The sequence below is a fragment of the Candidatus Pelagibacter ubique HTCC8051 genome, from assembly GCF_000472605.1.
Lineage (GTDB): Bacteria > Pseudomonadota > Alphaproteobacteria > Pelagibacterales > Pelagibacteraceae > Pelagibacter > Pelagibacter communis_B.
The window spans coordinates 183,412-195,435 of record NZ_KI421440.1 but is presented as its reverse complement, the minus strand read 5'-3'; the positions used below and the strand labels follow the sequence as shown (position 1 = coordinate 195,435).

10 protein-coding genes are annotated in these 12,024 nt (G+C 23.6%); all 10 read right to left on the bottom strand.

Annotated elements, in window-relative coordinates; genetic code table 11:
* Window positions 1-61: 61 nt before the first annotated feature.
* Genes F754_RS0101015 through F754_RS0100970 form a run of 10 tightly spaced genes read right to left on the bottom strand, consistent with a single transcriptional unit; the run spans window position 62 to window position 12,024 of the window.
* Window positions 62-760 (bottom strand): hypothetical protein, encoded by a 699-nt coding sequence (locus F754_RS0101015; RefSeq protein ID WP_023648056.1) that lies wholly within the window; start codon window positions 758-760, stop codon window positions 62-64.
* Window positions 744-1,373, bottom strand: coding sequence for a cell division protein FtsQ/DivIB (locus F754_RS0101010; RefSeq protein WP_196228281.1), 630 nt, complete (start codon window positions 1,371-1,373; stop codon window positions 744-746). The genes F754_RS0101015 and F754_RS0101010 overlap by 17 nt, the downstream gene beginning before the upstream one ends.
* Window positions 1,374-1,404: 31 nt before the next feature.
* Window positions 1,405-2,319, bottom strand: a complete 915-nt coding sequence (locus F754_RS0101005) for a D-alanine--D-alanine ligase (RefSeq protein WP_023648054.1) — start codon at window positions 2,317-2,319, stop codon at window positions 1,405-1,407.
* 1 nt (window position 2,320) lies between these two features.
* Window positions 2,321-3,226 (bottom strand): UDP-N-acetylmuramate dehydrogenase, encoded by a 906-nt coding sequence (gene murB, locus F754_RS0101000; RefSeq protein WP_023648053.1) that lies wholly within the window; start codon window positions 3,224-3,226, stop codon window positions 2,321-2,323.
* The gene (locus F754_RS0100995; protein WP_023648052.1) at window positions 3,226-4,620 is read right to left on the bottom strand and encodes a UDP-N-acetylmuramate--L-alanine ligase; all 1,395 of its coding nucleotides are present in this window, start codon (window positions 4,618-4,620) and stop codon (window positions 3,226-3,228) included. The genes murB and F754_RS0100995 overlap by 1 nt, the downstream gene beginning before the upstream one ends.
* On the bottom strand, window positions 4,610-5,677 hold the full coding sequence (locus tag F754_RS0100990; RefSeq protein ID WP_023648051.1) for a UDP-N-acetylglucosamine--N-acetylmuramyl-(pentapeptide) pyrophosphoryl-undecaprenol N-acetylglucosamine transferase: 1,068 nt from the start codon (window positions 5,675-5,677) through the stop codon (window positions 4,610-4,612). Before F754_RS0100990 ends, F754_RS0100995 begins: the two co-directional genes overlap by 11 nt.
* The gene (locus tag F754_RS0100985; protein ID WP_023648050.1) at window positions 5,678-6,805 is read right to left on the bottom strand and encodes an FtsW/RodA/SpoVE family cell cycle protein; all 1,128 of its coding nucleotides are present in this window, start codon (window positions 6,803-6,805) and stop codon (window positions 5,678-5,680) included.
* A complete protein-coding gene (gene murD, locus F754_RS0100980; RefSeq protein ID WP_023648049.1) occupies window positions 6,780-8,096 on the bottom strand; it encodes a UDP-N-acetylmuramoyl-L-alanine--D-glutamate ligase in 1,317 nt (438 codons plus the stop codon). The genes F754_RS0100985 and murD overlap by 26 nt, the downstream gene beginning before the upstream one ends.
* Window positions 8,096-9,181 carry a phospho-N-acetylmuramoyl-pentapeptide-transferase gene (locus F754_RS0100975; protein WP_023648048.1) on the bottom strand — a complete coding sequence of 362 codons (1,086 nt, stop codon included), beginning with the start codon at window positions 9,179-9,181 and terminating at the stop codon, window positions 8,096-8,098. The genes murD and F754_RS0100975 overlap by 1 nt, the downstream gene beginning before the upstream one ends.
* Window positions 9,181-12,024: a UDP-N-acetylmuramoyl-L-alanyl-D-glutamate--2,6-diaminopimelate ligase gene (locus F754_RS0100970; RefSeq protein ID WP_023648047.1), complete on the bottom strand. Its 2,844-nt coding sequence runs from the start codon at window positions 12,022-12,024 to the stop codon at window positions 9,181-9,183. Before F754_RS0100970 ends, F754_RS0100975 begins: the two co-directional genes overlap by 1 nt.

Below are 12,024 nucleotides of genomic sequence, written 5' to 3'. Positions count from 1 at the left end.
GATCTTCTATTTCCCTTTTAATGAATTTTAAAAACAACAAATATTACTGAAAAAAACAATTTTAACTAAATAGTTGAAAAAATTTTTCAAAAAGACCTTTATTTACTATATTTTTTGAAACTATTATTACTTCATTTTGGTTATAACCACTGCTTAATTTGTTCGCCATTACTGAGAATTCGCTAGTTTCTTTATTTAGAAAACTTTTAATATATTTTGCTGACATATATTTGCTAACTTTAATTTGGTGATTTTCGAACAACTTATCAAAAAAGATGGTTATATTATTTGAGAGAGATATGAAACTTACTTCTAAAAATAGTTGGTCTTGATCAATATCTATATTTTTAGATAGATATTCCTTTTTATCTTTATCAACCAAAATCATATGCATAATAATTTGATCTTGATAATTTTCGTAAAATAAATCTTTTATTTCTATTAAATTACTTTCTAAATGTTTTTGATTTATTTTTTTATCATAATTTTTTTTTTTAAGTGAAATACTTGTACTTAAAATATTATCATTTTCTATTATTAAGATAACACTTTTTATAAAATTATTTACTATTTTTTCTATTTTATAAATATTTTCATCAACAAAGTTTGAAAGTCTATCCAAGTCGGAGAGTTCAACTACATCATTAATCAGTAATTCTTTATCATATAAATTATTATAATTACTTTTATCATAAACAAATATTTGATATTTGTTATTAGAGACATAAACAAAAGTTTCAAAATTAGTTTTTTCTATCATCTAAAATAATTTGATTTTTAATTCTTGCATCTATCATTTTAACGTCTTTAAATTCTTCTTTGTACAAAAATTCTAATGCTAAATTAAGTGCAAGATTGGTATTATCTTTTGGTAATTTTATTACGATATTATTTCTTAATTCTAAATCCCATCTTCTAGATGGGTAAAAATATAAATTTTTTATCTCTTTGTAAGTAATTTTAGATTTATCAATGACTTCTTTAATATCAAAAAATTCAATTACCTCAGGACTTCCAAAAATATAAGGTAATTGATTATTTGAAAAATCATTTTTTATAAATTTACCATTAGAGCCTAAATAGAAAGCTTGGCCATTTTTATTAATTTTGGCTAGAAATTTGGTTTTCTCAATATTAATATCTATTGAAGAGGGATATCTTTTAAAAATAAAATATTTTTCTACTAAAGAATTTGACTCAATTTCGTTAATTAAATCACTCTTACTTATAAAAAAAATATTTTTTAAATTAAAATTGTTAATTTTTTTTAGTAAAATTAATTTATCCTCAATATCTAATCCAACAATATTAATATTATTAACATTTTGTAATTTTAAATTGTTAAAATTAATATTATTAATTGAGCCAACCACTAGAAGTAAAAAAAAATATATTAAAATTTTTTTACTTTTCCGTTGTTGCATCTTTTAAAATCCACTCAATTAGTTTTATAAAGGATATTCCTTTGTATTTTGCTATTTCTGGAACAAGAGATAGTTTTGTCATACCTGGTTGAGTATTAATTTCTAGTAAATAAAACTTATTTCTATAAAATTTAAAATCTGATCTAGTAACTCCTTTGCAACCAATAATTTTGTGTGCTTTAAGAGATAAGTCCATTGCCTCATTTAATTTATTTTTTGGAAGATCCACTGGAATTATATGCTCTGTTTTTGCATTTTTACTATACTTGGCCTTGTAATCATAAAATTTTCTTTTTGGTATTAATTCTATTGCTCCTAATTTTGTACTACCCATAATTGCAACTTGAATTTCTCTTCCACCGATAAATTCTTCTATTAAAATTTCTTTATAAATTTTCATTGAATTTAAAATTTTTGAAATATTTTTTTTTGTACAAATAAAGACATTTACACTTGAGCCCTCATTAATTGGCTTAACTACAACGGGGAATTTTAACTTTTTTTCAATATCTTTTATTAATTCAAAATAATTTTTTTTATAAGAGTGGTGAATATATTTTGGTGTATTAATTTTATTTTTTGTAAAAATTTTTTTTGATATTATTTTATTCATTGCTAATGAGGAGGCAATTACTCCTGAATGTGTATATGGTATTTTAAATCTTTCTAAAATTGTCTGAATATAGCCATCTTCACCAAACTGGCCATGTAACGCATTGAATATAATACTTGGTTTAAATATTTTAATATTTTTTGACAAGTTCACATCTGGTTCAGAAATTTTTACTTTATAACCATTTTTTTTAAGCTCTTTTGCAACTTGAAAACCTGTATCAAGACTTATTAATCTTTCTTTTGAAATTCCACCAGCGAGTATAAGTATATTTTTTGTCAATTTATTCTAAAATTTTTATTTCTGTTTGTAATTTTACACCTGTTTTTTTTAAAACACTTTCAGATACAAATTCTATTAATTTTTTCATATCATCAAACTTAGCATTACCTTTGTTAACAAAAAAATTACAATGTTTGTCTGATATACAAGCGTCTCCGAATGATTTTTCTAATGAGACTGACTCTTTTATTAGTTGCCAAACTTTTTTATCTGATTGACCTAATGGATTTTTAAAAGTACTTCCACTGGTTTTAATTCTTGTGGGTTGTGCCTTTTCTTTTTTTTCTTTTAATTTTATCATTTCATCCTTTATTAAATTTGAATTTTTTTTAAAACCCCTAAATGATGCACTTAAAAAGATTAAATCATTGGGTAATCCACTGTCTCTGTATTTAAAATTAATTTCTTTTGCTGGAATAGTAATAACCTTACCTGATTTATTGATAGCTTGTACCGAAATTAAAATATCTTTGAATTCCCTCTCAAAACACCCTGCGTTCATTTTTATTCCTCCTCCAACTGTACCAGGTATGCAAGATAAAAATTCAAATCCACCCAAACTATTATCCATTGCAAATTTTGAAAGTGATCTATCGCTAACAGCACTTCCAGCAATAATTATATCTTCTGACAAAAGAGAAATATTATTAAAATTATTTGATAACTTAATTACAACACCATCATAAGTTTTGTCAGTAATTAAGGTATTTGATCCCCCACCTAAAACAAATAATTCCTCTTTATTTCCAATTATTTTTAAAAATCTAATTAATTCTTTTAAATTTACTGCTTTATAATAAATCTTAGTATTGCCACCTATATTAAACCAATTCTTTTTTTTTAAATTATGATCAAATTTTATATTTTCATTAAATTCCATTAATAGATCGTTTTGGTTCATACTCATTATAAATATCTAGGCATTTCTCTCATCCATGTCGAGATAGTTCCAGCACCCATTCCAATAACTATTTTTTTTCCATAAATATTATTTTTAATATATTTTGCTAATTGAAATCTATCATCTACTAAAAATAATTTTACTTTTGAATTTTTAATTATTTCTTTTGCAAAATTTTCATATTTAAAACCTAATGATATTTTTTCACCTGCAGTATAAATAGGCAATAAAATTACTATATCTGCATCTTTAAATGCATAAGTAAATTCTTTTTTTAAATCTTTTAATCTAGATATTCTGTGTGGTTGGAAAATGCAAACTTTTTCATAACCTTTGTAAACATTATTTACTCCATCTAATACAACTTTTATTTCTGTTGGATGATGAGCATAGTCATCAAAAAAGTCGACTTTATTAAACGTAAAAATTTTATTAAATCTTCTTTGAACTCCCTTAAAATTTTTTAAACCTTTTTTTATGCTTGAAATTGTTAATCCAACTGTAATTGCTAAGGCTGATGCTGCAACTGAATTTCTAATATTATGCATTCCTAGCAATGGAATGTTAATTTTTTTAATTAATCTATTCTTTTTATTTGGTAAAATAATCTTTAAATCAAACTCAGAATAATTTTTTGCTTGTTTAATATTCTTAATGCAAAAATTTGATTTTGTATTAATACCATAAGTATAAAAATTTTTATTACTTAGTTTCTTAATTAATTCTTTATTATTCTTATCATCTATACAAATAAAAGATTTTCCAAAAGATGGAACTTTATTCACAAACTTAGTAAAATATTTTATCAACTCATCCATAGAACTATAAAAATCCATATGCTCTCTATCTATGTTGGTTATTATTGAGTATGTAGGGGGAATATAAACAAAACTACCGTCAGACTCATCAGCTTCTAGAATCGACCAGTCACTTTTGCCTAATTTAGCAGAATTGTCGATAGAATTTATTACCCCTCCATTAATAATAGTTGGATCTATTTTGGTTTCCTGAAAAATTGAAGCTATTAATGATGTCGTAGTTGTTTTTCCATGAGAGCCAACAACTACTATATTTTTTGTAAGAGAAACAATATTTGCTAGCATTTCTCCTCTTTTATAAATAGGTAATTGTTTTTTTTTTGCCTCTACTAGTTCTGGATTATTTTTTTTTATTGCAGAAGAAACTACAACGATAGTGGCTTTATTTATATTTTGTTTTTTATGTCCAATTGTAATTTTTATTTTTTCTTTTTTTAATCTTTCAATATTCTTATTGGTAGCAATATCACTACCCTGAACCCTGAACCCTTTACCCTTCATTATAAGGGATAATCCACTCATACCTATCCCACCAATACCTATAAAGTGAATTATCTCAGATTTTGCTAATTTAATTTTCATTAATAATATTTAATAAATTTTGATTAACATTATTCCATGTGTTTTGATAATTTAATTTTTCTAAATTATTTTTTTTCACAAGTATCTCATCCTTATTACTTAATATGTTTAACAACAAATTTTCAAAATTTTTTTTATCAAAATTGATTTGATCAATAACCCAACAACAACCTTTATTTTTATAATAATTTGCATTTTCTAATTGATGATTATCTTTAGAACTTGGTAATGGAATAGCGATAAATGGTTTTTTAGATAAAGAAATTTCAGCCAAACTAGAGGCACCTGATCTTGTTATGCATAAATCTGCCTGGTCTATTAATAAATTAAGGTTTTGATCAAAACTGAAAACAGTATTGTCAATGTTATTTTCTAAATATAGATTTTTGAGGTTACCTATATTTTTTTGATTTGTTTGATGAATTACCTTTAGTGGTTTTATCTTTGAAACTTTTATAATTGACTGATGTAAAATCTTATCAAATATTTGCGCACCTTGGCTTCCACCAATTATTATTAAAGTAAATTTTTCATTATTACTTTTTTTTAATTTTTTGTCATAATATTTCTTCCTTATAAGGGGATTTATAATTTTTAACTTATATTTATGCTCTTTGGGAAAACCAATAATATTTTCTGAATAACATAAAATTTTTTTACAAAATTTGAGAAAAAATTTATTTGCTCTACCGATTACCATATTTGGTTCTAGCAAATAAATTTTAATGTTTAATATTCTTGCAGCCATACATAAAGGTAGTGACATATATCCACCTGTAGAAATAAGAGTTTGTATTTTTTCTTTTTTTAATAATATCAATGATCTTAAAGTTAAAAAAAATACTTTTAAAATTGATAAAGGCAATAAAATAAAATTATTTAACTTAGGTGTATCAATAATTAGAGTATTATAAAATTTATCATCAAGATATTTAAGACCTCTTACATCACTTGAAATTAATATATCATAATTTTCTTTTAAATGATCATGAATTGTAATTGCTGGAATTACATGTCCGCCAGATCCTCCTGTGGAAATTAAAATCTTACTTTTCATTTAATTTTCTATTTTTCTTTTAGTTAAATTTAGAATTATTCCTGAGAGTATCGAAATACTTATTATTGAAGAACCTCCATAACTTAAAAATGGTAGGGTCATACCTGTTGTAGGAAATAGTCTAATATTTACACCTACATGAATAGTTGCTTGCATTAAGATTAAGCTTACACATCCAATTAAAATAAGTTTAGTTTTATCATCTTTTTCATAATTTATTTTTTTAAAGACCATGTAAATAAACATTAAAAATAATAATAATATTATTATTATGGCAACAACACCGAACTCTTCAGAAATCACAGATATAATATAATCAGTATGTGCCTCAGGTACTCGATTTTTCAAAGTTCCTTCACCAATTCCTTTGCCAAAATAACCACCACTTGTAATGGACTCTATGGCCTTATCTGATTGAAAATTATGTGTTCCTGTATCTCTGTTAAAAAAAGAAAAAATCCTACTTTGAATATAATCAAACTTAGGGACGTACATAATCAAATAAGCTAATGACGTAAAAGCAAATATAGAAAAACCAAAAAGAATAAGGATATTGATGCCAGAGATAAAAATTAAAACTGCCCAAGAGAAAACAATAAGAAGAGTTTGGCCAATATCTGGTTGCAATACGAGAAGTAAAGAGATTATTGATACTAAGACAATTGATAATAAATATTTTAAAAAGAGGTTTGAACTTCTGACGCTAGAAAGAATACTTGAAATTACAATAATTAAAAAAGGTTTTAATAATTCAATTGGTTGAAATCTTGGTAAAAAAAATAAATCTATCCATCTTTTTGATCCTTTTACTTCAACACCTATAATTGGTACCAAAAATAAAGAAACTAAAGTAATAAAAAAAAGAAAATATGAATAATAAAATAATTGATTGGTTTTTAAAGAAGAAAAAATATAAATAATAATTATTCCAATAAAAATATAAATCAAATGCTTAAAAAAGAAGAAATAGCTATTTGTATCTAGTTTGTCTGAAGCAATTAGTGATGTTGAAACTAATGAAAAAAAAAGTCCAATTGCAAATAACGAACTTATAATTAAAAAGATTGATTTATCTATACTCTTCCACCATTGATAGTAAAATCTATATAAAAAGTTGTTGTTTTGCATTAAGAAATTTTTTTATTAATTGATTAAAATATTCTCCTCTTTCTTCAAAATTTTTAAAGCTATCGAATGATGCTCCAGCTGGACTAAATAAAATAATAATTTTTTTTAGATTCTTATCTTTTAAATCAAAAAATATTTCATTTAATATATCTTTCAAATATTTAGAATGTTTTAAAGTTATTTTATTTTTTATATTTTTTTTAAATTCTTTATGATTGTTACCGAAAATAAATGTTTTAAAATTCTTACAATATTTTTTAGGTAGATTTAATTGATCACCTTTTTTAGGAATGCCCCCTAAAATCCAATAAACATTTTTTAAATTTTTTAATAGATTTTCTGATGAAGCAAAACTTGTAGACTTAGAGTCATTAATTATTGTTAAATTCTTATTTTCATAGATAATTTGTTGTCGATATTTTAAACCTTTAAATCTATTTAAAGTTTTTATAAGTTTTTTACCATTTAAATTTAATGTTTCAGAAATCTTTAAAACGAATGATAAATTTTCTAGATTTCCTGAAGATAAAAAGTATTTATTCTTTAATTGTTTAATTATTTTATTTGCTTTTTTTAAATCAACTCTAATAATTTTTGGATTATATTTTTTACTTTTTAGCTTTTTATTTATTAATACATCATTTTTTTTAACAAAGGCAATAGACTCTTTTGACTGAAAATTTAATAATTTAAATTTAGCATTGATATAATTTTTTAAGTTTCTGTGTCTCTCTATATGATCAGGACTTATATTAAGTATTACTGAATATTTTGAAGTAAATAATTGACTATATTCTAATTGATATGATGAAGCTTCAATCACAAAAATAGTATTTTTTGTAAATTTTTTTTCAGATAATGCTGGATTTCCAATATTTCCGATCAGCCTACAATCATAGTTTTGATCTGATAAAATATCATACAATATTTTAGCTGTAGTTGATTTACCATTAGTTCCAGTGATGGTGATACTTTTGTTTTTGTAAAACGAGTAGAATACATCTAAATCTGTAAAAATTTTGGACTCATTTTTTTTAAGAAATTCAGATAATTTACAATTTAGAATATCTATTCCAGGACTAATAATAATTATATCAAACTTATTTTTAGATATTTTTTTAATATTACTTATCCATTGCTTAGGTTGATATTTAAATTTTTTTTTTGCGTCATCATCAAACAAATAAACCTTGGCTTTATTCTTTAAAAATTTATATGATGAAATTCCACTTTTACCTAAACCATAAATTAATATTTTTTTTTTCAAAAAAATATTTTTATTATTAATCATTATCTTAATTTCAAAGTAGCAAGACCTATCATTGCTAAAATAATTGAAATAATCCAGAATCTAATTACAACTGTTGACTCGGGCCATCCTTTCTTTTCAAAATGATGGTGTATTGGTGCCATTCTAAAAATTCTTTTTCCAGTTAATTTAAAAGAAATTACTTGTACCATCACAGATACAGCCTCAAGAACAAATAACCCACCTGTAATTGCTAATACTATTTCATGTTTTGTAATTATTCCAACAGCTCCCAAAGAGCCCCCGAGTGCTAAAGAGCCTGTATCACCCATAAAAATTTTAGCTGGTGGTGCATTAAACCACAAGAATCCTAAACATGATCCTATTATAGCTCCACAGAAAATTGAAACTTCACCTGTACCTTCAATATATGGAATTTGTAAATAATCAGAAAATACAATATTTCCAGTTACATAACTTATAAAAGCAAAACAACCTGCAACTAAAATTACAGGAACTGTAGCCAATCCATCAAGTCCATCAGTTAAATTGACTGCATTTGATGAACCAACAATTACAAATACAGAAAAAGGAATAAAAAACCATCCAAGATTAATTATTAAATTTTTAAAAAAAGGAAAATATAAATTTGTAATTTCTTGATAATCAACAAAATAAATAAATAAACTAATTCCTAATATTGCTAAAAAAATTTGTGATAGTATTTTTAATTTTGATGAAATACCTGAAGAATTATTATATTTTATTTTTTTAAAATCATCAAAAGCACCTAATAAACCAAATGAAATAGCAATATAAATACAAAATAAAATACTTATATTTGATAGATCTCCCCAACATAAAACAGATAACAGTAATCCAAACAAAATTATAACTCCTCCCATTGTTGGAGTTCCAATTTTTTTTACTATATGGTCTTGAGGCCCATCATCGCGTATGGGATTTACAATTTTTCTATTTGAAAAAAACCTTATAAAAGGTCCTCCAACTAACAAAACTATAATTAATGAAGTAAATAAGGATAATCCTGTTCTAAATGTAATGTATTTAAAAACGTTTAAAAATCCAAAGATATCGACGAAATTTAGTAAAAATTGATAAAGCATTATTTAGAGCCTTTTATGTCACTAATTATCTTATTGAATCCTGTCGCATTTGAGGCCTTAACCATAAGATAATCATTATTATTTAAATCGTTTTTAATCAAATCAATAATTTGTGAGTTGTTGTTTAATATTCTACCTTTTTTCTTTTTTAAAATAGAATTGTATGTATTCAAAACTTTACTTCCTTTAACAAAAATTTTATCAATCTTTGTATTATTTATTATTTTTCCAATAGATTGATGAAGCTTTTTTGAATGTTTTCCAAGTTCTAGCATATCACCTAATAACAAATATTTTTTTTCTTTATCAATTTTAATTTTATCAAAATTTAAAATTGCAGATTTAAGAGACAATGGATTTGAATTATAACTTTCATCTATTAAATTTAGGTTCTTTTTATTAATCTTAATTTTAGTAATATCTCCTCTACCATTTGGTATTTTAAAACTCATAAAAATATTTTTATTTAATCTAGATATGTCAAAAAAAATACTCATCACAGCTATTGTAGCCAAAATATTTAAGATATTATTTTGAAAATCATTAGAAATAAAAAAATAGGTTTTTAAATTATTTATCCTAATTATTACTTTAAACTTATTGGAAATTTTTTTAATACTTATCAACTTTATATTTGCATCATGATTATCAATACCAAATGATAAAATTTTTAGATTTCTTTTATTAGCTATATTTTTATGTAATGTAAAAAAATTATCATCAGAATTAAGAACAATAAACCCATTAACTTTTGTATTATTAATTATTTCTGATTTAGCTAAAGCAATTTGTCTAAGACTCTTAAAATTCTTAGCATGAGCGTAATTAATGTTAGTAATTACACTAACATCTGGTTTAACAATTTTAGAAAGATAATCAATTTCTCCTTTTTTATCCATTCCTATTTCCAAAACTCCATAATTATTTTTTTGATCTAAATTAAGAAGACTCAGTGGTACTCCATATTTATTATTATAGGATTTAGGAGAAATTCCTACTTTAGATAATTGGTTTAATGAGCTGCCTAATAATTCTTTTAATGTGGTTTTTCCACAACTACCTGTAATAGCAATAATTTTTGTTTTTATATTTTCTCTATATATCTTAGAACTTTTTGTTAAAAATTTAAGTGTATCTTTAACTTTAATTTGACGAGAAATATTTATTTTTTTTTCAATTTTATTAACTACTGCTATTGATGCTTTTTTTTTGAAAGCTTCACTTATAAATTTATTACCATCATTTTTTATGCCTTTAATTGCAAAAAAAATATCACCTTTTATTATTTCTCTAGAATTTATTTTAGCCTTTTTGAAAGAAATTTTGCTTGATATTTTTTGTTTTCCATTTAGCTCATTAATTATATTGACCTTCAAATTATTTGATAAATCCAAATTTTTAATTTTGATTGCATCAAGAATAATTTTTTTATCTGAGAAAAAAAATTTTTTTACACCAATTTCCTGAACTTTTTCATGACCTTTTCCAGCTACAAGTAAAATATCTCCTGTCTTTAAATGTTTTATTGCTTCTGATATTGCATTTTCTCTATTTGGAAATTCAAAAATTTTTTGATTTTTTATTCCTTTTTTTATATCTTTTCTTATTTTACTAGGTTGTTCTAGTCTTGGATTGTCATCAGTTAAATAAATTTTATCTGAAAAAAGATCAGCAATTTTACCCATTTTAGCTCTTTTATTTTGATCTCTATTGCCTCCACAACCAAACACTAAAGTTATTTTCTGGCCTGGAAATTGCTCTTTTAAATTTTTAAGACAAGTTTTTAAAGCATCTGGTGTATGCGCATAGTCTAAAATTACTTTTGAATTATTTTTTATCCTTCCAACAATTTCAAACCTTCCTTCCACAGATTTTATTTTTGGTATTACATTAAGTATGTTTTTAATATTGATATTACTTTTTATTGAAGCAATGACTGCCATTAATATATTCTTTAACTGAATTTTTCCTATCAAATTAAGCTTAATTTTGTGTATTGAATTATTGTATTTAATCTCCAACAATTGAGACTCGCCTTCATACTTGTGAGAGAGAAATTGAAAATTATTTTTTTTATCTAATAATGAAAAAAGCTTTAAATTTTTATTGGAGGCTATACTTTTTATTTTCCTGAATTGAGGTATTTTTTCATCAGTAATAATATTTCCATTTTTTTTAATCAATTTCTCAAATAAATAAAGTTTAGCTTTTAAATAATCTTTAATATTTTTATGATAGTCCAGGTGATCTTGGGATAAATTTGTAAATATTCCAGTATTAAAAAATAGTCCATCCAATCTGTTTTGACTTAAGCCGTGGCTTGATGCTTCCATAATAACATTGTTAATATTTATTTTTTTTAAATGTCTTAAAACTTTACTTAATTGAATTGGATCTATTGTAGTGTTTGGTAAATTCTTTTTAAATTTTTTTGACTTAATTCCCAATGTGCCGATTGATGCAGCTTTTTTATTATTTAATTCTAATATTTGATAGTAAAAATCTGCAATAGATGATTTTCCATTTGTACCTGTAACTGCAATAATATTATTCGGGATTTTGTTATTAATTTTAAATGATATTTCAGCTAATAATTTTCTAATACTATTTGATTGAATAAATAGAATGCCATTTTTTAGTCCATTAATTTTTTTTTCAGTAACAACAATTTTTGCACCATTTGAGATTGCAGATAATATAAAGTTATTTCCATCTATTTCATTTCCTTTAATTGCAAAAAAAATGTTATGTTTTTTTACTTGGTTACTATTGAATGAAATTCCTGAAAAAAAAATTTTTTTATATTTTTTCTGAATATTTTTGAAGTAATCTCCTAGAAGCAT